This window comes from Erythrobacter sp. JB1-7, from assembly GCF_057365015.1.
Window position 1 is genome coordinate 964,656 of record NZ_CP200291.1, and the last position, 20,477, is coordinate 985,132.

Sequence of the window (20,477 nt, forward strand, 5' to 3'; positions counted from 1 at the left end):
GCCCGAAAGCTCGCACGCCCGGCGCCGGATTAAGACGGGTTTCAGCCAAATGGCGCGTTGAGATCGACCACCGCCCAATTGAGCGCCGCAGCCACGCTGACCCATGCCAGATACGGCACCAAAGCCAGGCTGGAAATGCGCGAATAGCGGCCGCAATAAACGATCAATCCGATGATCGAGAGCCACAAGACGCTCACTTCGGCCATGGCCCAATCCGGGCGCTGCATCCGGAAAAACAGCAGGCTCCAGATGATGTTGAGACAGCCATTCATCGCAAACAGCACCACAATGCGCTGCGCCACGCGCGCCGTTGGCGCAGCGCGCCAGGCGGTTATGGCGGACACAGTGATCAGCGCAAACACCGCCGTCCACACCATGCCGAATATCGGATCAGCCGGCGTCCAGGATGGCTTTGCAAGGCTCTGATACCAGGGGCCAGTATCGGTCATAAATGCGCCCATGGCCGCCACCGCAAGAGCCGCGATAGTGGCCAGAACAATCGGGATAACACGCGTTGCGCGAACAGCCATATTCATGATCTTGTCGCCTCTCTTAAGCCCAGCAGATGGGCGGTATCCTTCAGGAATATCTTCACATGCGCCATGGGTTTGGATCGCACGAGCTTCTTGTTCATATAGGCCTGCCAGGTGAGGTGCTGGACATCTTTGTCATCGCACATGCTGACAAACCTCTCGCGGCGCTTGTCGCTGGAATACCAGAAATATTGCATCATGCCCAAAATCCAGAAAACGCGGCCATGGTCTTTCATGAATCGTTTGCGCGCACTGCGCAGCGCTTTGGCTTCGCCTGTGGCAAGGAACTGGCTGGCAGCTTCGGCAACATAGCGCCCGCCGGTCATGGCGTAATAAATACCCTCGCCCGATGCCGGAGCGACGATCCCTGCTGCATCGCCCGCCACGATCACATCGCGGCCATTATCCCAGCGCTTCAAGGGTTTGAGCGGTATCGGTGCGCCTTCGCGGCGAACGGTTTCGCACCGGGCAAGGCCCAGATCATCGCGCATGGTCGATACCGCGCCGCGCAGGGAAAAGCCCTTGTTCGCGCTGCCAACGCCAATGCTGGCCGTGTCGCCATGCGGAAAGACCCAGGCATAAAAATCGGGCGAAAGGCGTCCCTGATAGAACACATCGCAGCGCGCTGCATCGAACGCTTCGGTGTCATTGTCAGGGGATTTGATGATCTCGTGATACGCGAACACGCATTTCATGCGCTCAGCCCCGTCAAGGCATTGTTTCGCGACAGAGGATCGTGCGCCATCTGCGCCAATGATGCAGCGCGCGCGAATGCGTTCAATCGGGCCGCCGCGCTGCGTGCGGTAAGTAACAATGGGATGCTCTGCGTCATCGCGCTCGACTTTTTCGAAAGTGCCCGGCAGCCGATCCACACCCGAGCGGCGCGCGCGTTCGCGCAGCCATTCGTCAAATTCATCGCGGTCAACCATGCCGACATAGCCGATCTCGCCCACGGGCATGTCGACCGCCCGGCCCGATGGCGCGATCATCCGGGCAGAGCGCGCGCGTGCGACCAGCAGGCTTTGCGGGATGTCGAAATCTTCCATCATCCGGGGAGGCACGGCGCCGCCGCACGGCTTGATCCGGCCGCCGCGTTCAAGGAGGCATACCGAGTGGCCGGCCTGCGCCAAATCGTTTGCGGCCGTGGCCCCTGCTGGCCCGCCGCCAATGATGACTGCGTCGTAAATTGTCTCGCTCATGCGAAAGCCTCCGCTTCTTGATTGACCCCATCGCGCGTGGTCCGCCGCCCAGCGGCAACCCCCAGCGCAAGCACCGCGGCAAGCACGAACAGCGCCGCCTCAATGGAAAAGATGATCTGGAACGCAGCTGAATTGTTGCCGGTGATAGCCAGCGCGATGTCGCGCCCCCCTGCCCCCAGCAATCCGCCAAGGCCAAAGGCAATCGCCTGGCTGGCGCCCCATACGCCCATGCGCACCCCTTCGCGCGTTGTCTTGCCCGCGCCTGCCAGACCCATCATGGAACCGATGGCAGCAACCGCGAAAATGCCATTGCCCAGACCCAGCGCAAACACATTGATCGCAAGCGGCCAGCCCGGCCCTACAGCAGACGCCAGCGCCAATCCGCACAAGGCCGCAGCGGACATAAGGCATCCGCCAATGATCCAAAGCCGCAAATTGGATGTCAGCTTGCCTTTGAACGCGCTGCCGCCAATCCCTGCGACAATCATGCCTAGCAAAATGCCGCCTTGATGCTGGCCGCCCAGCTGAGTGGATTCGCCCGGTGTCATCGCAAACACCAGCCCGGCAAACGGTTCAAGGATCAGATCCTGCATGCTGAATGCGATCATCGATACGAAGATGAAGACTGTGAAGCGGCGCGCGGCTGTTTCATTCCATATCTCGGACAAAGCCCTGCGAAAATCGGGCGCGGGCTCGCTCTTTTTGGTTTCTGCAAAAACGATGTGCCCCGTATCCAGCCGGAATGTGGCCAAAGCCGTGATGCACAATACGACCACAGCCAGCCCGCTTGCCACTGACATCAGCCGGGCAGGCGAATAGGGATCGAGCAATTGGCCCACAGTGATGGCGGAAATGACGATCCCTGCAACCATCATGATCCATGTCGTCGCCGCTGCGGCTGCGCGTCTTTGCGGGGCAACGCCGGAGGCAAGCAGCGCCAGCGCCGATGTACCCGCCATGCCAACGCCAATGCCGATTGCGGTGTAGGCAGCAATGGCCAGAGCTATGCTGGTGGCAAAGTCGGCCTTCATCATGGGGGTCGCATAAGAGGCGAGCAGCGCGCCCGCGGCCAGAACCATCATGCCGCCCATAATCCACGGCGTGCGCTTGCGCCCCTGGTCAGAGCCGTGCCCCCATAGCGGGCGGGACAGCTGCACCCCGTAATGCCAACCGACCAATCCCGCCGGAATGGCCGCAATCAGCCCGTATTCCACCACCATCAAGCGGTTCAAAACGGTGGTCGACAACATGACCAGCGCGCCAAGCGATGCCTGCACCAGGCCAATGCGCGCAATGGCAAACCAGCCAAAGCCTGCCGCAGATGAGTCCTTAGATGCGCCAATAGATGCGCTGGCAGATCCACCAGTGCGTGCGAGCGAAGCCATCAGATATAGCCCCCCAGCCCAAACGCCGCCGCCAGCATGCCCAGCACATACAAGGTCACACCGACCCCGTTATACCACGGCGCGTATTTGGCCGGATCGCTGAGCAGGCGCGGCATGGCTGCGATCTGCGCAGCGAGCACACCGGCAACAATCAGCGCCGAGAGCGAGTATCCCCACAAGGCCAACAGCGCGATCACGGCAAGCTGCGTCAGCGCCATAGTTACGCAGGCAAGCCGCGCCGCACCGCCCACACCCATCGTAACGGGAAGCGATTTGAGCCCGGTTGCACGGTCCCCTTCGACCGCTTTAAAATCATTGAGCGTCATGATGCCGTGCGCCCCGATGCTGTACAGCGTCAGCACGATCAGCACATACGCAGATGGCAACGCGCCCAGCAGCACAGCCGCGCCTGTGAACCAGCTCAACCCTTCATACGTGAAGCCGACCACGGCAGGCCCTGTCCACCCGCTTGTCTTGAAACGAAATGGCGGCGCGGAATACGCCCATGCAAGCGCAAGCCCGACCAGCCCGGCGACAAACACCCACGGCCCCAGCAGCCAAGCCACAATTGCAGAAATGCCCGTGCCGATCAGCGCGATATACAGGCCCCAGCGGCCCGCTATGCGGCCAGAGGGGATCGGGCGATCGGGTTCGTTGATCGCGTCCACTTCGCGGTCGAACCAATCATTGACCGCCTGGCTTGTCCCGCACACCAGCGGCCCGGCCAGCAAAATGCCGCCTGCGACAAACCACAAGCGGCCATCCAGCCCCGCCCCTGATGAAATAGCCCCGCACATGAATGCCCACATGGGCGGAAACCAGGTGATTGGCCGCAAAAGCTGCACAACATCGCGAAGCGCCGGAAGCGGCGCGGCGCGAGTCGAAACGGCCTGTTTTTCCATGCAGGCAAGTTACGGGTGACAATACAAAGCGTCAAATTATTTTGACACTCTTATCCCGACATAGGCCGCTTTTGCGCCGAAATGTCCCATCAGGAGGCAAATTACACCCCTTGTGGTGACATGAATGTGTCCAATTTTTCGGAATGAAGGGGCAGATTGGGGCCGGCCTTGCCGCCAATTACACCCTGCTTGCAGGGGCCTTGCCCCCGGCTTGAGCGTTACAGCGGTGCTTATTCAGGATCGCTGGCGAGATTGCCGAGGCCGTAGCGGTGCAGCTTGGAATACAGGCTCTGACGCGAAAGGCCGAGGATTTCGGCGGCCGATGCGCGGTTGTCAGAGGTGTAAGAGAGCGCTGCCTCAATGCACAATCGCTCAATCAAATCAGTGCTTTCGCGCACAATATCCTTAAGCGGCATCCGTCCGACCAAATCAGTCAGCTGATCCACTGAACGGGGCAAATCCTGCGATCCGGGTGGCAGATCGCGCAAACGGCGGCCAATCGGGCGGATAACAAAAGCGTAAAGCGGATCTTCGCCTCCGCTGCGAACCGCAGACAATTCCACCGGCTCACCATCAATTTCATCGCCTGCCCGCAGCACAGTGCTGACATTGCGAGCTGCGCCGTGCTGGCTGATCTGGTTTTCGATCAGATCAAGGTCAATGCCGGGTCTGCCAATAGTTTCAGATAGATGCTGGCCGCGCAATTGGTCAAAACTGGCCGCGTGGACCAGTTCAACAAAGGCCTGATTGGCGCTGACAATCTCCATATTTGCATTCGCCACCACGAAAGCATCAGGCATATTTTCAACAAGGTCTGCGACCGGCGATGGCTCAGCCATGCCGCCTTCGCCGTGGGGAACCAGCCGAACAAGCAGAAATTGCCCGCGATCCTGAGTGAAACCGGCCATGGATGCCGCGACTTCGCGCGCCCCTTTCGCCAGGGTGATCGTTGCAGGGCCGATGGAATCGGCAGCCAAAGCCGCGCCCACCATGGCTTGCAAGGGATCGCGCGATGCACGGTCGATCAGGCTGAGCAGTTTCTTGCCCGGCAAACTGCCCAACCGCGCGCCGACAAGGCTGTGCGCAGCAGGGTTTGCCTCCCTTATGCGCAGGCTCGATGCCTCAACAATCATCACTGGCTCTGCCGAAAGATCGAACAGCATGCGATAGCGCGATTCCAGTTGACGCATTGTCAAATAATCACGCTCAAGTGATTGTTGCACTTGCAAAAGTCGCTGCTGCAATTTGCCCGCATCGCGCAGATCGCGGCCAAAGGCGATGAAATGATCGCCATCATTGACGCTTAAAACGGCATAGCGGATCGGCACATCGCCGCTGCGTGAGGGATGGTTGACCTGACGCCAATGCTGCACTTCGCCCCGGCGCGCGGCAGCCAGCATTTCCATGATCTTGGGCTGGCTTTCGATTGTGACCGTTTCGATCCAGTTTTCGCCTGCCCATTCGCCAAACTCGGGAAATTCCTTGGGATCAAAGGCTGCATCAAGGATCGTGCCGGTGTCATCCAGAACGAGAGTGACATCGCCTGCCACCATCGCCAGTTTCATGGCGGCTTCGGAATCGAGCGTGTCGAATAGGTTGGCGGCATCGCCAAACGGGTTCTTGCCTTCGAGCGAATGTTTGCGGGAGAGCATGGGCATTGCGGATTACCGTAAAGTAAGCGCTTTGCGCGCGGGAGATGCTTCAACCAGGTTTTCCGCCAATTTCAGCGCTCCATGCGCATCTTTTGCGGTTCCATCTGCGCGGACCTCATCAACCAGGCCCGGATTGGCATTGACCATGTTTCCGCCGATCAGGACCGTGATGTCCGGATTGGCAGAAATGCCGCGTATTGTCTTGATAAGACTGGCAATCACCGACACGGAAAAATCGCGCGTGATCGTAATGCACACAAGGTCAAACGGTTTGCGCGACATCCGATCGAGCAATTCGCGCCGTTGGGGTTTGATTATCAGCTCGCTGAGCCAGCCATGTTTGGCGAAAATTTCCTCCAGCATCTGCGCCCCAAATGCGTGTGTATCCCCCGGCATGGGCGAAAACAGCGCGGTGCCGGGAATAACCGATTGCGAACGCCTGCCCGGAGTGCGCGCAGACAATTCGCGCATCACTTCCTGAAGGCGCCAAAGACCCATGGTCACATCGACAAAATCGCATTCATCCGTGCACCACATCTCACCCAGATGGCGCGCGGCAGGTGCCAGCACATCGACACAGATCGTGTCGAAACTGATGCCGTCCTTGATAAGTCCGTCAATGTGATCGAGCAGATCGCCCGCTTCCAAATGAAGCGGAAGTGCTGCAAAATCAGCAGCTTTCACAGATAAAGAGAGTTTTTCCGCAGAGCGCGCATCGGCATCGCCGTCAACCACTTTGGGCGCCGAATGCACCATCATCAGTCGCGGAATAAGCTCGCTTTCGATCACATCATTGATCGGATCTTGCGAGAGCATATCAGCCAATGCCCCCGCGCCGAAATTCGCTGCGGTGTCAGCCGGCTTGGATTTTCCGCGCCCCAACGAACGGTCCATGACTTTGCGCAAGGCCGCTGTCGCAGCGCCTGCCGGCTGGATGTTTCGTGAGCCTGCGCCCTTGGATGCTGTCATAACGACCCTCCCAGGCCTCCGGGTGGTTCAGCCCGGTCCGTGACGCGAGTTCGCGTCAACGCCGAGGGTCTCTTCCAAACCTTCCGAGTCCAACGCTCGACAAGACAAGCCATAGGCCACAATCGCGTCTGCTGCAATGTCTGCGTCAATCACGCTCCAGTGTGTAACTTTATTATTACGTCAATAAGAGTTGACACTTTCCGGGCGAAGGGCGTAATTCCTGATTCTGACAGGAAGGGTAAACGCTTAATGACTCGGACGGATCACGTATCCCCAGTCCAACCAGGCCCGGTCGAACCCACGGCAGCAGCCCGGTCGAGCGAGAGAGAGGCAGCGCGCGGCGCGCTTTACACGCCAGCTGAACGCCAGCGGCGCGATGAAACGCGCTGGACGATGGTCCAAGGCCTGCTCGCTCCCTTCCAATTTCTGGTCTTCCTCATCAGCCTCGCGCTGGTCATCCGCACGCTGGCAACAGGCGAAGGCGCGTTTGCCGCTGACATCTCCATCGTCGTAAAGACGCTGGTGCTTTACGCGATCATGGTCACCGGCTCGATCTGGGAAAAGGTCGTGTTTGGCAAATGGCTTTTTGCCCGCGCATTCTTTTGGGAAGATATGTTTTCGATGGCGGTGCTGGCATTGCACACGCTTTATCTGGTGATGCTCTTTGGCGGCATTGGCTCGGTTGAGCAGCGCTTGTTTGTCGCTTTGGCCGCTTATGCGACCTATGTGATCAATGCAGGGCAGTTCCTGTGGAAGCTGCGGATGGCGCGGCTTGAGGCTCCGATGGCTCAGGCGGTGCCCGCATGAATGTGGCTGCCACTCTTACCGGTTGCGATACGCTGGAGGCCCCGCGCACTGAACGTCCGGTCCTGCGCGAACGCGGACAGCGCGAGGTGTTCTGCGGGCTCACGGGCATCGTTTGGCTTCACCGCAAGATGCAGGATGCGTTCTTTCTTGTGGTTGGATCGCGCACATGTGCGCACCTCCTCCAATCAGCCGCGGGCGTGATGATCTTTGCAGAACCCCGCTTTGCCACCGCGATCATGGAAGAGCGCGATTTGGCCGGCATGGTCGATGCGCAGGACGAGCTTGACCGGGTGGTTGACCGCTTGCTGGCGCGCCGTCCCGATATCAAATCACTGTTCCTTGTCGGATCTTGCCCATCTGAAGTTATCAAGCTTGATCTGGCAAAAGCAGCCGAGCGACTTGGTGCGCGGCATATGCCGGATGTGCGCATTCTCAATTATTCGGGCAGCGGGATCGAGACGACTTTTACGCAGGGCGAAGATGCCTGCCTTGCTGCGCTGGTCCCTGAAATGCCTACGCTGGCGGCGGATAGCGCGCAAGAACTCTTGATAGTCGGTGCATTGCCCGACATCGTTGAGGACCAATTCCTGCGTCTGTTCGATCAGCTTGGCATTGACCGTGTCGGCGTTCTGCCCGCGCGCAATGCCCGCGATCTGCCGTCAGTGGGGCCAAATACCCGTTATCTGCTCGCCCAGCCTTTCCTGTCCGATACGGCCATGGCTTTGGAGGGGCGCGGTGCGACCCGCCTTGATGCTCTGTTCCCGTTTGGCGCTGAGGGAACCGAAGACTGGCTTCGCGCAGCTGCCGACGCCTTCGGAATTGACCCTGCCCATTTTGAAACGGTGATCGCGCCGGGACGTGAGCGGGCCAAACGCGCCATCGCGCATTCTCTGGAAGCTCTCGAAGGCAAACGCATCAGTTTCTTGCCGGATTCCCAATTGGAAGTGCCGCTCGCGCGGTTCCTCAGCTCAGAGCTGAACATGCAGCCTATCGAGGTTGGCACGCCGTACCTTCACCGCACGCATTGCGCACGCGAGCTTGACCTGCTGCCGCCAAACACGCGCATCAGCGAAGGCCAGCACGTTGACAACCAATTGGACCGGGTGCGCGCTGACAAACCTGATCTGACCGTTTGCGGCCTTGGCCTTGCCAATCCGCTGGAGGCGGAAGGGTTTTCAACCAAATGGGCGATCGAGCTCGTCTTCTCGCCCATTCACGGCTTTGATCAGGCAGGCGATCTTGCAGAACTTTTCGCCCGGCCCCTGCGCCGCCGCGACAGGCTGGAGGTGTAGCAGATGCAGCTTTCGGTCTGGACATATGAAGGCCCGCCCCATGTCGGCGCGATGCGCGTGGCCACCGCGATGGAGAAGCTGCACTATGTGCTGCACGCTCCGCAGGGTGACACCTATGCGGATCTGCTTTTCACCATGATCGAACGGCGCGGCAAACGCCCGCCTGTCACTTACACCACATTCGAAGCGCGCGATCTGGGCAAAGACACTGCCGAATTGTTTCAAACCGCCGCGCGCGAAGCTGCGGAGCGTTTCAAACCGCAGGCGATGATTGTGGGCGCATCGTGCACCGCAGAACTTATCCAGGATGATCCCGCTGGCCTTGCCGAAGCGATGGACCTGCCCTGCCCTGCGATCCCGCTGGAATTGCCGAGCTATCAGCGCAAGGAAAACTGGGGCGCTGCCGAAACCTTCTACCAGATCGTGCGCGGGCTGGCTGACAAGGACGTGACGCCCGAACCACGCGAAGGCAGGAAAGCGCGCGCCAATATCCTTGGCCCGACCGCGCTTGGCTTCCGCCACCGCGATGATCTGGTTGAGATCAAGAAGATTCTCGAACAACTGGATGTCGAAGTGAACCTGGTCGCCCCATTGGGCGCGACCCCGCATGACATCACCCGCATCGGCAATGCCGATTTCAACATCTCCCTTTATCCCGAAATAGCAGATGAAGCGGCCCGCTGGCTTGAGCGCACGTTCAAACAGCCCACGGTCCGCTCAATCCCTATCGGCGTGGGCGCCACACGCGCTTTCATTGCCGACGTCGCCGAGCTGGCAAGTGCAGATCCCACGCTTGCCCTCGGCGACACCCATTCCCGCATGCCATGGTGGAGCCGAAGCGTCGATTCGACCTATCTCACCGGCAAACGCGTTTTCATCTTTGGTGATGCAACCCACGCCGTTGCAGCGGCGCGTATTGCGCGTGATGAGCTGGGCTTCGAGGTCTGCGGGCTCGGCTGTTACAACCGCGAATTTGCCCGCGAAATCCGCGAAGCTGCCAAGCTTTACGGTGTCGAACCGCTGATCACTGACGATCATCTCGCGGTCGAAGAAGCGATCATCGAAGCCGCGCCGGAAATGGTGCTGGGCACGCAGATGGAACGCCACATCGCCAAACGACTGGGCATGCCGTGTGCGGTGATATCCTCGCCTGTCCATGTGCAGGATTTCCCCGCGCGCCATTCCCCGCAAATGGGCTTTGAAGGCGCAAATGTCATCTTTGATACGTGGGTCCATCCGCTGGTGATGGGGCTGGAAGAACACCTGCTCACCATGTTCCGCGAGGATTTTGAGTTTTCCGATGAAGCCGGCGCATCGCATCACGCTGCGCATTCACCGCGCGCGCATATGCCTGCTGCGGCTCCGGCGGCGGCAGAGGCCGATCCCATACCCGAACCCGAAGTGACCGCGTTTGATGGGGCCGTCTGGACCGACGAAGCCAGCCGCGAGCTGAAGAAAATACCGTTTTTCGTGCGCGGGAAAGCCCGCCGCAACACCGAAGCGTTCGCTGCCCAGAACAGCCGGGCACCCATTGATCTCGACACGCTTTACGATGCGAAAGCGCATTATGCCCGGTAGTGCGCGCCCCGCACCGCCTGCCCTGCGCAGCAAAGCGCCCGTCCGGGTCGCGATCATCACGCTCGACAATCATCTAAAAGGTGCAGCCGAGCGTGCCGGTGATCAGCTCGCGCGCGACAATATCGACCTCACTTTGCACGCCGCTGCGGATTGGGACCGCGACAGCGTCCATCTGGACGAGGCCAAAGCCGCGATTGCCGAGGCGGATATTGTCATTGCGACCATGCTGTTCCTTGACGATCATGTGCGCGCAATCCTGCCCGCCTTGGAAGAACGGCGCGAACATTGCGATGCCATGCTGGGGCTTATGTCGGCTGGCGAAGTGGTGAAGCTGACGCGGCTGGGCGGATACCGGATGGATGCGCCGGCCAAAGGGCCGCTGGCACTGCTCAAAAAGCTGCGCGGATCGAAGAAACAGGGCGCATCATCGGGCGCGGGCCAGATGAAAATGCTGCGCCGCCTGCCCAAAATTCTCAAATTCATTCCCGGGACCGCGCAAGACGTTCGCGCCTATTTCCTGACTTTGCAATATTGGCTGGCTGGCTCTGACGAGAACGTCGTCGCAATGGTGCGCGCGCTGATTGATCGGTATGCGGGCGGAGAGCGCATGGCACGCCGCGGCATCACCAAAGCCGATGCGCCGCGCGAATATCCCGAAACCGGCGTCTATCACCCCCGCACCCGTCAACGCATTTCCGAAGGGTTACGGCTGCTGCCTTCGCCCAAAGGAAAGAACGGCACGGTCGGGCTGATCCTGCTTCGCTCTTATCTGCTGGGCCATGATAGCGGCCACTATGACGGTGTGATCGAAGCGTTTGAAGCGGCCGGGCTGAATGTCGTGCCGGTCTTTGCGAGCGGCCTTGATGCGCGCCCTGCGATCGATGCGTTTTTCTACGACAAACACGGCAAGCCCAGCGTGGATGCGATTGTAAACCTAACCGGTTTCTCGCTAGTGGGCGGGCCTGCTTACAACGATGCAGAAGCCGCGCGCGAAGTATTGGGCGATATGGATGTGCCTTATCTGGCTGCCCATGCGCTGGAGTTTCAGACGATCGAGGAATGGCGAGGCCGCTCGCAAGGTCTGCTCCCGATTGAAGCGACAATGATGGTGGCGCTGCCCGAACTTGACGGCGGAACAGTGCCGAGTGTGTTTGGCGGGCGTACGAACACATCCGATGGCCCGGTTCGCACAATGACAGCCGATCCTGAGCGCGCCGGCGCTTTGGCCAAGCGTGTGACCAAGCTGATCGAATTGCGCCGCTCCGACCGCGCCGCGCGCAAGCTGGCCGTGGTACTGTTCAATTTCCCGCCCAATGCAGGCGCAACCGGGTCTGCGGCGTTTCTAGCGGTGTTCGAATCGCTTCATGCAACGCTCAAACGCCTCGCCAGCGAGGGATACAGCGTCGAGTTTCCGGAAAGCGTCGATGCGCTTCGCGATGCTTTGCTCAAAGGCAATGCCGAACGATACGGCGCAGATGCCAATGTCGCCGCGCGCATTCCAGCGGATGAACACGTCCGGCGCGAAGTGCACCTTGAAGAGATCGAAGCGCATTGGGGCCCTGCGCCGGGTAAAGCGCAATCAGACGGCAGCAATATTCACGTGCTCGGCGCGCATTTCGGTAATGTCTTTGTGGGTGTGCAGCCTGCCTTTGGGTATGAAGGCGATCCGATGCGGCTCTTGTTCGAAGGCCGCTTTGCCCCCACCCATGCGTTCAGCGCGTTCTACCGCTGGATCCGCGAGGATTTCGGCGCGCATTCGGTGCTGCATTTCGGCACCCATGGCGCGCTCGAATTCATGCCCGGCAAGCAAGCGGGCATGTCAGGTGATTGCTGGCCCGAACGGTTGATCGGCGATCTGCCCAATTATTATCTCTATGCGGCCAACAACCCCTCCGAAGGGATGCTCGCCAAACGCCGCTCGGCTGCCACTCTCGTCAGCTATATGACACCGCCTCTGGCGCAGGCGGGCCTGTATAAAGGCCTTACCGAGCTGAAAGAGAGCGTAGAGCGCTGGCGCATGTCGGATAGCGCGGCAGAGCGCGCCGATCTTGCTGAACTCATTACAGATCAATGTGATGCGCTCGATATTGAATGCGCGGATATTTCTGCGCTTGGTGCGCAGCTTTACGAGCTTGAGCAAACGCTGATCCCGCATGGTCTGCATGTGCTCGGGCAAAACCCGCAAGGCGAAAGCCGCGAGGATATGCTCGATGCGATGGTGGAAGCAGCCCAAACCGCTGGCGAAAGCGCGGACCGCGATGCCCTGTCGGCCAAACTTGATGCGAGTGACGAGCTTGGATCGCTGATCCATGCGCTGGATGGCGGCTATGTCCAGCCTGCCCCCGGCGGCGATATTGTCGCCAATCCCGACGTGCTGCCAACGGGCCGCAATGTCCACGGGTTCGATCCTTTCCGCGTGCCTTCCGCTTATGCCTGTATGCAGGGCCGCGATCAGGCTGAAAAGCTGATTGAGCGCCATATCGAAAGCGGCGATCCCTTCCCCGAAAGCATCGCGATGGTGCTGTGGGGCACTGACAATATGAAAACCGAAGGCGTCCAGATTGCGCAGGCGATGACGCTGATCGGGGCAAAACCGCGCCGCGATGCTTATGGCAGGCTGTGCGGGGCAGAGCTGATTTCGCTGGTGGAGCTGGGCCGTCCGCGCATTGATGTGGTGATGACCCTGTCGGGCATTTTCCGCGATCTTTTGCCTTTGCAAACGCGCATGCTGGCAGAGGCGAGCTTGCTGGCTGCCAAAGCGGATGAGCCGGTGACACAAAACTTCGTGCGCAAACACAGCCTCGCTCACGCTGAAAAACATGGCTGCGATATTGAAACCGCCGCTTTACGCGTCTTCTCCAATGCCGAAGGGTCATACGGCGCAAACGTCAATCAGATGATCGACGGCGGCGCATGGGCAGACCCTGATGAACTCGCCAATGCGTTTGAGGTCAACAAAGGCTATGCTTACGGTGTCAGCGGCACACCTGTGCAGCAGCGCGACCTGCTTCAAAGCGCACTGGGCACCGTCGATTTCACCTATCAGAACCTCGAGAGCATCGAGCTGGGCATCAATGATGTCGATCAATATGTCGACGGGCTTGGCGGGGTCAGCCGTTCGGTTGCCAAAGCCAAAGGCGAAGACGCGCCTGTCTACATCCTTGATGCGACGCGCGGCTCGAACGCCAAAGTGCGCACGTTATCCGAACAGATCGACCTTGAAGCGCGCACCCGCACGCTCAATCCCAAATGGTTTGAAGGGATGCTCGATCACGGATTTGAAGGCGTGCGCGCGATTGAAGGCCATGTGACGAGCACGCTGGGATGGTCTGCCACTACGGGGCAGGTGAAACCGTGGGTGTACGAACAGATCAGCGAGACATTCGTGCTCGATGAAGACATGCGCCGCCGCCTCTCGCAGCTCAATCCAAAAGCATCCGCGCGCGTTGCAGGCCGCCTGCTGGAAGCGTGTGACCGCCAATTGTGGACACCCGATGATGAAACACTCGCCGCGCTGCGCGAGGCCAATGACGAACTCGAAGACCGCCTCGAAGGCGTGTTTGCGAGCGAAGGATAAGCAGAGGGATCGCTTGAGACTATGAACTTACAAACACCAAAATCCAGCTTCGGCAAAGCTGACGGAGAAGGATCGGTCCAGGTCCAGCTTGACCCTGCCGATCAGATCAAAGGCGCGAAAGTGTTCGCCGTTTATGGCAAAGGAGGGATCGGCAAATCGACCACCTCTTCGAACCTTTCAGCCGCTTTCAGCAAGCTTGGCCACCGCGTCCTGCAAATCGGCTGCGATCCCAAGCATGACAGCACGTTTACGCTGACCAAAAAGCTGATGCCGACCGTGATCGATGTGCTAGAGACGGTTGAGTTTCACTCAGAAGAACTGCGCCCCGACGATTACATGTTCGAAGGGTATAACGGCGTAATGTGCGTTGAAGCGGGCGGTCCGCCAGCGGGCACGGGCTGCGGCGGTTATGTTGTGGGCCAGACGGTCAAACTGCTCAAGCAGCATCACCTGCTCGAAGACACTGATGTGGTGATCTTCGATGTGCTGGGCGATGTCGTGTGCGGCGGGTTTGCCGCGCCTTTGCAGCACGCAGAGCGCGCTCTCATCGTCGCTGCCAATGATTTTGACAGCATCTTTGCCATGAACCGCATCGTTCAGGCCATCGGGGCAAAATCCAAGAATTACGATGTGCGCCTTGCAGGGGTTGTCGCGAACCGTTCACGCGAAACCGACGAGATTGACCGCTTCTGCGAAGAGATTGGGATGCCGCGGCTGGCGCATTTCCGCGATGTCGATGCGATCCGCCGCTCGCGCCTTAAGAAATGCACTTTGTTCGAGATGGAAGATGCGCCCGACGTGATCCAGGCTCAGGATGAATATCTGCGCCTTGCCGCCATGCTGTGGGCAGGCGTTGAGCCGTCAACAGCCGCGCCGATGAAAGACCGCGACATTTTCGACTTTCTGGGGTTTGAATAATGGCCAGCCGCGTATCAGACACACCTTATACCGAGCGCCGCGAAAAGCTTGCGACCTATTTCGACAGCACGGCAAAGCAGGCCTGGATTGACCTTACCTCTGACACCAAAGTCAGCGGCATTCGCGCAACCGTGCGTGCAGGGCGCGAGGAAATGCGCGAAACTTTGATGGGCTGGCTGCCGCGCGATTTGCGCCGCACACGCGTGCTGGATGCAGGCTGCGGAACGGGCGCTTTGGCTGTGAAAGCAGCGTGCCGGGGCGCAGACGTAACCGCCGTGGATGTCGCAGGCGGCCTTGTCGATGTGGCACGCGGGCGCGCGCAGGGGTTTGTGGGCCATGGCAAAGTGCGCTGGCGCACAGGCGATATGCTTGATGCCGGCTTTGGCACGTTTGAGCACACGGTCGCGATGGACTCGCTCATTCACTATGCGCCTGCTGATCTGGTCGATTCCATTGCCGAGCTGGCGCAGCGCACCACGCGTTCGATCCTGTTCACATTCGCCCCGCACACAAAGCTGCTGGGCGCGATGCATTCGGTGGGCAAGGTCTTCCCCAAAAGCGACCGCTCGCCCGCTATTGTGCCTGTGGCAGAAACAGAGCTGCGCGCGCGGCTTTCGGCTATTCCAGGTTGGTCAATCGGCCGCTCGCAGCGCATCTCGAGCGGATTTTACAAAAGCCAGGCGCTGGAAATGGTCCGCCACGGATGACCACGCCTGTTCGCCCTCCCTCCCCTTTGACGCAGCTTAGCATGCGCTGGCTCCCGTTTGCCGATGCGGCAAGCGCGGATTTGCCGCTGGAGCGATTGTTGCGCCTCGCGCTGTTTCAGGTGAGCGTTGGGATGGCGGCAGTTCTGCTTAACGGCACGCTGAACCGGGTGATGATTGTCGAATTGTCGGTGCCCGCATGGATTGTCGCGCTGCTGATCGCGGTGCCATTGCTGGTTGCGCCTTTCCGAGCGCTGATCGGGCACAAATCGGACACGCACCGCTCGGTGCTCGGCTGGCGGCGAGTGCCCTATATCTGGATGGGCACAATGCTGCAATTTGGCGGGCTGGCGATTATGCCATTTGCGCTGTTATTGCTCGAAGATCCGGCCAAACAAAGCGTGGGCGTCGTCGCGGCAGCAGCGGCGTTCTTGATGACGGGCGCTGGGTTTCACACCACGCAAACCGCCGGATTGGCGCTGGCCAATGATCTTGCTCCCGAAGACAAGCGCCCGCGCGCGGTTGCGCTGCTTTATGTGATGCTGCTGGTCGGCATGATGCTTTCGGCATTTGTGATCGGAGGCTTGCTGATCGATTTCAGCCCGACCCGGCTGGTGCAAGTCATTCAGGGCGCTGCGGTGCTGACTATGGCGCTTAATGTGGTCGCTTTGTGGAAACAGGAAGCGCGCAACAAAGCCGCCACTGCGCCGGACCGCGAAACGCCGGATTTTGGCCGCTTGTGGCGCGCATTTGTGCGCGATGGCCGCAATGCACGGCTGCTGACGGCGATCGGAATTGGCGCTGCGGGGTTTGCGATGCAGGATGCTTTGCTTGAACCGTATGGCGGGGAAATCCTGGGCCTGTCCGTGGGCGCAACCACTGGGCTGACGGGCGCTTGGGCACTGGGCGCGCTTGGCGGGTTCCTGGTATCGGGCCGCTGGCTTGCGCGCGGCGGTGATCCTTTGCGCATAGCGGGCGCGGGGCTGGTTCTGGGCGTGGCGGCGTTTTTGCTGGTGCTGTTTGCAGCGCCGTTCAATTCTTCCGCGCTATTGTTTGCAGGCTCCATCGTCATTGGCCTTGGGCTCGGTCTGTTTTCGGTTGGCACTCTGATCGAAGCGATGAATTTGGCCAAAGCAGAGACATCGGGCCTTGCGCTGGGCGCATGGGGCGCGGTGCAGGCGACATGCGCCGGCGCAGGCATTGCCCTTGGCGGGGCGATCCGCGACATCAGCGCAGCAATTGCGCTGTCAGGCGATCTGTCTGCTGCGGTGGCGACCCGCGCGACCGGGTACAGCGCCGTCTATCTCATCGAAATTCTGCTGCTTTTGGCAGCGCTCGCCGCGATCGGGCCGCTTGTTGGCCGGCATCGCAATTCCACCACCGATAACGGGGAAAGCGCCGGTCAGCCGTTTGGCCTGCGCGAATTCCCAACATGATGCGGCCCAAGGGATCAGCCGCCCTACCTCAAGGAAGGACCGTACTATGAGAACCGCCTATATCGTGGGAACTTTCGATGTCGCAGAGCTGACATTTTTCCTGTTTTTCTTCTTCTTTATCGGCCTTGTGCTGTATCTTGCGCGCGAAAGCCGGCGCGAGGGCTATCCGCTCGAAGACGAAAAGACAGGCCGCATTGAAAGCGTGCCGCTGCTCAATGTGGGCGACAAAAAAGTGTTCAAGCTGCCGCATGGCCGCGGGGTTTACGTGCCCGAAGATCAGCCGCGCGATGAGCTGAGCAAAATTGCCAATATCCCTGCCAAACAAACATTCAGCGGCGGCGGCGCTCCTTTTGTGCCGACGGGCAATCCGATGAAAGATGGTATGGGCCCGGCGGCCTTTACCGAGCGTGCGGATTATCCCGACCTTACATTTGATGGCCGCCCGCGCATTGTACCGATTGGCGTGAGCCATGAGATCGAAATTGCGCCGGGTGATCCCGATGTGATCGGCTGGCCTGTGGTGGCAGCGGACAAGAAAGTCGCTGGCAAAGTCACCGATATCTGGGTCGATCAGTCCGAGCATCTGATCCGCTATCTCGAAGTGGAAACCAATGCAGGTGACAAAGTGCTTGCGCCCATGTTCGTCGCCTGTGTCGGCGGCAAAGGTCTGCTCACCGGGATCTGGCCTGACAAAGCCGATGAGATCGAGATCGATGCCATCACCGCTGATCAATTCGCCGATGTTCCGCGTCTGGCCACTCCGGGGCAGATCACTCGCCTCGAGGAAGACAAGATCATGGCCTATTTCGGCGGCGGATACATGTATGCAACCGCTGAGAGGGCTGAACCGTGGATCTAACCTTAAAAACCAGCGGCGATGCTGATGGGCGCAGTCATGCGCCTGCCAGCGCGCAGCTGAATGAGCCTGAAGGCTTTGCGAAAGAAGCAGGCCCCACCGCGCATGGCGACCCGATGGGAACGCCCGCGGCTGATGAGCGGGTCTTGTGGAAAGGACGGCCCGATCCCGCAGTGCTTGCGCGGTCGGCTTTTCACACGCGCAAAGTCGCGGTGTACTTCGCAGTGCTTTCAGGGCTCGCTTTTGCGTTTGGTTCTTTCGAAAAAGCGATGATCGTGGTGGGGCTTGGCGCGCTGGGCGTTGCAGTGCTGACGGGGATTGCGCATCTGAGCGCGCGCACAAGCCTGTATATCCTTACCGATGTGCGGCTGATCCTGCGCATTGGCATGGCGATTGAAACGCGCATCAATGTGCCGCTGAAACATATCGGCGCGGCGGATCTAAAAATGCGCGGCAAAGGTTTTGGCGATATTGCGGTGGACCTGAAAGGCGAACGGCTGCTTGGCTATTTCCTGCTGTGGCCGCATGTGCGCCCGTTCCATTTCTCGCGCCCGCAACCAATGCTGCGCGGTGTGGCGGATGCTGAGAGCGTGGCGCAAACCCTGGCTGAGGCGCGCGCGCATTATGGCGCGATTGATCGCAATATCAGCGGCGCGCCGGGCGAAGCATCTGCATCCATCGGCGCAGAAACGCGGTCTCAGCCTGCCCGCGACCATCAATCTGGTCATGCGCCGCAGCGCGGCAATTCAGGCGGCATGGAAGGGGCACCGGCATGATCGTCAGAACCTTTGACGAAGACGATGACATTGCGGTCCACCGCGTGCCTTTGATGATGATCGGAGCGGTTGTCATCAGCTCAATCGCGCTCACCGCATCTGTCACTCTGGGCTATTTTGATCGCGAAGGCGTGCCTTCCGAAATCCGCGCTGCGCAAGGCACCAAGGAAATCGCGACCCGGTCCATCCAGTTTTACGATGCGCCCGGCGGGATTGTAAGGGTGGAAGATGCCAATAGCGGCATGGTGATCGGCGAATTTGATGCAGGCACTGGCGGATTTGTTCGGCAAACCGCGCGCGCTTTGGTCCATCAGCGCCGCATTCGCGGGATCGGGTCGGAAACGGGCTTTACCTTGGTCGAATGGGACAATGGCGCGCTCACTTTGGGCGATGATACGACTGGCAAAACCATCGAACTTGCCTCTTTCGGCGCAGACAATCGCGCCGTCTTTGCCGACATGCTGCACGCACAATCTGCGCGCACCGCTTTTTCACAACAAGGAGCCGAATAATGGCGAACACGATGGCTCAGGGATCAGCTATCACGGCGCGGCAATTTGAGATTGGCTGCACAATCACGGTCGAGCAAAGCTCGGAGCATTTTCACGCTCATGTCGATCTGCCCGCCGATATCGAGATGGAACCGGGCGACAAAGTGCGCGTGCACGGCGATCCGATTTCCATCCCCTTTGGTTCGCGCGAAGTGTTCGAGCGCACCGCAACCGTCACGCGCGCAGGCCCGCTTGTCCGCGCGCTGACGCGGCTGGCGGCCTATTTCGACCTCGCCGAATTGTACGAAGTCAGCTTTAACGCAGGGAGGATCAAATGAACGCATACAAGCCCATGACCAGCGAAGATGCGATGGCCCTTGCGACCACCGAAACCATGCTGACCCCCCGGTTCTACACCACCGATTACGACGCGCTTGATGCGATTGATGTGTCGACCGTGCGGGCGGAATGGGACCAGTTGATCGCCGATATGACGGCCGATCCCAACAAGTATCACTTTCGCCAAAAGGCTAATTTTGAAGGCGTGATCGAAGGGTTGGAGCCGGCTTTGCGCAAGGAGTTTACCGATTTTCTGGTGAGTTCGATGACGTCGGAATTTTCCGGCTGCGTGCTTTATGCCGAAATTGCCAAGCGCACCAAGAACCCCGATGTCAAACAGCTGTTCAAGCTGCTCGCGCGCGATGAAAGCCGCCATGCAGGTTTTATCAATGAAAGCCTGAAAGATGCAGGCATTGGCGTTGATCTGGGCTTTCTTACCCGGACCAAGAAATACACCTATTTCAAGCCGAAGTTTATCTGGTACGCGGTCTATCTGTCTGAGAAAATCGGCTATGCCCGCTATATCACGATCTACCGCCATCTGGCCGCCAATCCGCAGCACAAGTTTCACCCAATCTTCGACTGGTTCGAGGAATGGTGCAATGACGAATTTCGCCACGGCGAAGCGTTTGCGATGCTGATGCGCGCCGATCCCAAGCTGCTGGAGGGATCGAACAAGCTGTGGGTGCGGTTTTTCCTACTGTCGGTTTACGCCACAATGTATGTGCGCGATCATGACCGTCCCGTCTTTCACAAGGCGCTGGGCGTTGATCCGACCGAGTATGATTACAAGGTGTTTGAGATCACCAATCAGATCAGCCGCCAGGTTTTCCCGGTGGAGCTGGATATTGATGATCCCAAATTCCGCGCCCGGATGGAAAAGCTGCGCCTGGCCGCTGCCCGGATCGAAGATGGCAAGGAACAAGGCGGCATTGGCGGAATGGCCAAGCGCATAAGCGGGATTGCAGGCGCTGGATACAATTTTGCGCGGATGTATTTCCAGCGCACCAAATCCAACGCATTACCGCAATCAATCAGGCTCCAACCGGCATGGTGATTTTGG

General features: G+C 59.5%; 18 protein-coding genes. 12 read left to right on the forward strand and 6 right to left on the reverse strand.

Features of this window, described 5'->3' with window-relative positions; genetic code table 11:
• Positions 1 to 41: 41 nt before the first annotated feature.
• From AC0V6W_RS04880 to AC0V6W_RS04905, 6 genes are all read right to left on the reverse strand, one after another.
• Positions 42 to 536 carry a TspO/MBR family protein gene (locus AC0V6W_RS04880; protein WP_486147716.1) on the reverse strand — a complete coding sequence of 165 codons (495 nt, stop codon included), beginning with the start codon at positions 534 to 536 and terminating at the stop codon, positions 42 to 44.
• A complete protein-coding gene (locus AC0V6W_RS04885; protein ID WP_486147718.1) occupies positions 533 to 1,732 on the reverse strand; it encodes a geranylgeranyl diphosphate reductase in 1,200 nt (399 codons plus the stop codon). The genes AC0V6W_RS04880 and AC0V6W_RS04885 overlap by 4 nt, the downstream gene beginning before the upstream one ends.
• Complete coding sequence (locus AC0V6W_RS04890; RefSeq protein ID WP_486147720.1) at positions 1,729 to 3,117, reverse strand: BCD family MFS transporter; 1,389 nt, start codon at positions 3,115 to 3,117, stop codon at positions 1,729 to 1,731. The genes AC0V6W_RS04885 and AC0V6W_RS04890 overlap by 4 nt, the downstream gene beginning before the upstream one ends.
• A complete protein-coding gene (gene chlG, locus AC0V6W_RS04895; protein WP_486147722.1) occupies positions 3,117 to 4,019 on the reverse strand; it encodes a chlorophyll synthase ChlG in 903 nt (300 codons plus the stop codon). The genes AC0V6W_RS04890 and chlG overlap by 1 nt, the downstream gene beginning before the upstream one ends.
• Before the next feature lie 230 nt (positions 4,020 to 4,249).
• Entirely contained in the window at positions 4,250 to 5,677 is a 1,428-nt protein-coding gene (gene ppsR, locus AC0V6W_RS04900; protein WP_486147724.1) for a transcriptional regulator PpsR, read from the reverse strand.
• Between the two features lie 6 nt (positions 5,678 to 5,683).
• Entirely contained in the window at positions 5,684 to 6,640 is a 957-nt protein-coding gene (locus tag AC0V6W_RS04905) for a cobalamin B12-binding domain-containing protein (protein WP_486147726.1), read from the reverse strand.
• Positions 6,641 to 6,889: 249 nt separating this feature from the next.
• Between AC0V6W_RS04905 and bchF the strand changes: the two genes are divergently transcribed.
• The 12 genes from bchF to acsF are packed head-to-tail and all read left to right on the forward strand — an operon-like array spanning position 6,890 to position 20,471.
• Complete coding sequence (gene bchF / locus AC0V6W_RS04910; protein WP_486147728.1) at positions 6,890 to 7,447, forward strand: 2-vinyl bacteriochlorophyllide hydratase; 558 nt, start codon at positions 6,890 to 6,892, stop codon at positions 7,445 to 7,447.
• Complete coding sequence (locus AC0V6W_RS04915; RefSeq protein ID WP_486147730.1) at positions 7,444 to 8,739, forward strand: ferredoxin:protochlorophyllide reductase (ATP-dependent) subunit N; 1,296 nt, start codon at positions 7,444 to 7,446, stop codon at positions 8,737 to 8,739. Before bchF ends, AC0V6W_RS04915 begins: the two co-directional genes overlap by 4 nt.
• Before the next feature lie 3 nt (positions 8,740 to 8,742).
• Complete coding sequence (bchB, locus tag AC0V6W_RS04920; protein WP_486147732.1) at positions 8,743 to 10,317, forward strand: ferredoxin:protochlorophyllide reductase (ATP-dependent) subunit B; 1,575 nt, start codon at positions 8,743 to 8,745, stop codon at positions 10,315 to 10,317.
• Entirely contained in the window at positions 10,307 to 13,894 is a 3,588-nt protein-coding gene (locus AC0V6W_RS04925) for a magnesium chelatase subunit H (RefSeq protein WP_486147734.1), read from the forward strand. The genes bchB and AC0V6W_RS04925 overlap by 11 nt, the downstream gene beginning before the upstream one ends.
• 21 nt (positions 13,895 to 13,915) lie before the next feature.
• On the forward strand, positions 13,916 to 14,812 hold the full coding sequence (gene bchL / locus AC0V6W_RS04930) for a ferredoxin:protochlorophyllide reductase (ATP-dependent) iron-sulfur ATP-binding protein (protein WP_486147736.1): 897 nt from the start codon (positions 13,916 to 13,918) through the stop codon (positions 14,810 to 14,812).
• Positions 14,812 to 15,519, forward strand: a complete 708-nt coding sequence (bchM, locus tag AC0V6W_RS04935) for a magnesium protoporphyrin IX methyltransferase (protein ID WP_486147738.1) — start codon at positions 14,812 to 14,814, stop codon at positions 15,517 to 15,519. Before bchL ends, bchM begins: the two co-directional genes overlap by 1 nt.
• Positions 15,516 to 16,952, forward strand: a complete 1,437-nt coding sequence (locus tag AC0V6W_RS04940) for a BCD family MFS transporter (protein ID WP_486147740.1) — start codon at positions 15,516 to 15,518, stop codon at positions 16,950 to 16,952. The genes bchM and AC0V6W_RS04940 overlap by 4 nt, the downstream gene beginning before the upstream one ends.
• A gap of 46 nt (positions 16,953 to 16,998) precedes the next feature.
• Positions 16,999 to 17,811 carry a photosynthetic reaction center subunit H gene (gene puhA / locus AC0V6W_RS04945; protein WP_486147742.1) on the forward strand — a complete coding sequence of 271 codons (813 nt, stop codon included), beginning with the start codon at positions 16,999 to 17,001 and terminating at the stop codon, positions 17,809 to 17,811.
• Positions 17,802 to 18,584, forward strand: a complete 783-nt coding sequence (puhB, locus tag AC0V6W_RS04950; protein ID WP_486147744.1) for a photosynthetic complex putative assembly protein PuhB — start codon at positions 17,802 to 17,804, stop codon at positions 18,582 to 18,584. Before puhA ends, puhB begins: the two co-directional genes overlap by 10 nt.
• Positions 18,581 to 19,096 (forward strand): photosynthetic complex assembly protein PuhC, encoded by a 516-nt coding sequence (puhC, locus tag AC0V6W_RS04955; protein ID WP_486147746.1) that lies wholly within the window; start codon positions 18,581 to 18,583, stop codon positions 19,094 to 19,096. The genes puhB and puhC overlap by 4 nt, the downstream gene beginning before the upstream one ends.
• Positions 19,096 to 19,413: a hypothetical protein gene (locus AC0V6W_RS04960; protein WP_486147748.1), complete on the forward strand. Its 318-nt coding sequence runs from the start codon at positions 19,096 to 19,098 to the stop codon at positions 19,411 to 19,413. The genes puhC and AC0V6W_RS04960 overlap by 1 nt, the downstream gene beginning before the upstream one ends.
• A complete protein-coding gene (gene acsF, locus AC0V6W_RS04965; RefSeq protein ID WP_486147750.1) occupies positions 19,410 to 20,471 on the forward strand; it encodes a magnesium-protoporphyrin IX monomethyl ester (oxidative) cyclase in 1,062 nt (353 codons plus the stop codon). The genes AC0V6W_RS04960 and acsF overlap by 4 nt, the downstream gene beginning before the upstream one ends.
• Positions 20,472 to 20,477 lie beyond the last annotated feature (6 nt).

What these genes read in the sequence shown, in the direction of transcription:
- AC0V6W_RS04880 (WP_486147716.1), bottom strand. Translation starts at nt 536, where the DNA reads ATGAATATGGCTGTTCGCGCAACGCGTGTTATCCCGATTGTTCTGGCC.
- AC0V6W_RS04885 (WP_486147718.1), bottom strand. Translation starts at nt 1,732, where the DNA reads ATGAGCGAGACAATTTACGACGCAGTCATCATTGGCGGCGGGCCAGCA.
- AC0V6W_RS04890 (WP_486147720.1), bottom strand. Translation starts at nt 3,117, where the DNA reads ATGGCTTCGCTCGCACGCACTGGTGGATCTGCCAGCGCATCTATTGGC.
- chlG (WP_486147722.1), bottom strand. Translation starts at nt 4,019, where the DNA reads ATGGAAAAACAGGCCGTTTCGACTCGCGCCGCGCCGCTTCCGGCGCTT.
- ppsR (WP_486147724.1), bottom strand. Translation starts at nt 5,677, where the DNA reads ATGCCCATGCTCTCCCGCAAACATTCGCTCGAAGGCAAGAACCCGTTT.
- AC0V6W_RS04905 (WP_486147726.1), bottom strand. Translation starts at nt 6,640, where the DNA reads ATGACAGCATCCAAGGGCGCAGGCTCACGAAACATCCAGCCGGCAGGC.
- bchF (WP_486147728.1), top strand. Translation starts at nt 6,890, where the DNA reads ATGACTCGGACGGATCACGTATCCCCAGTCCAACCAGGCCCGGTCGAA.
- AC0V6W_RS04915 (WP_486147730.1), top strand. Translation starts at nt 7,444, where the DNA reads ATGAATGTGGCTGCCACTCTTACCGGTTGCGATACGCTGGAGGCCCCG.
- bchB (WP_486147732.1), top strand. Translation starts at nt 8,743, where the DNA reads ATGCAGCTTTCGGTCTGGACATATGAAGGCCCGCCCCATGTCGGCGCG.
- AC0V6W_RS04925 (WP_486147734.1), top strand. Translation starts at nt 10,307, where the DNA reads ATGCCCGGTAGTGCGCGCCCCGCACCGCCTGCCCTGCGCAGCAAAGCG.
- bchL (WP_486147736.1), top strand. Translation starts at nt 13,916, where the DNA reads ATGAACTTACAAACACCAAAATCCAGCTTCGGCAAAGCTGACGGAGAA.
- bchM (WP_486147738.1), top strand. Translation starts at nt 14,812, where the DNA reads ATGGCCAGCCGCGTATCAGACACACCTTATACCGAGCGCCGCGAAAAG.
- AC0V6W_RS04940 (WP_486147740.1), top strand. Translation starts at nt 15,516, where the DNA reads ATGACCACGCCTGTTCGCCCTCCCTCCCCTTTGACGCAGCTTAGCATG.
- puhA (WP_486147742.1), top strand. Translation starts at nt 16,999, where the DNA reads ATGAGAACCGCCTATATCGTGGGAACTTTCGATGTCGCAGAGCTGACA.
- puhC (WP_486147746.1), top strand. Translation starts at nt 18,581, where the DNA reads ATGATCGTCAGAACCTTTGACGAAGACGATGACATTGCGGTCCACCGC.
- AC0V6W_RS04960 (WP_486147748.1), top strand. Translation starts at nt 19,096, where the DNA reads ATGGCGAACACGATGGCTCAGGGATCAGCTATCACGGCGCGGCAATTT.
- acsF (WP_486147750.1), top strand. Translation starts at nt 19,410, where the DNA reads ATGAACGCATACAAGCCCATGACCAGCGAAGATGCGATGGCCCTTGCG.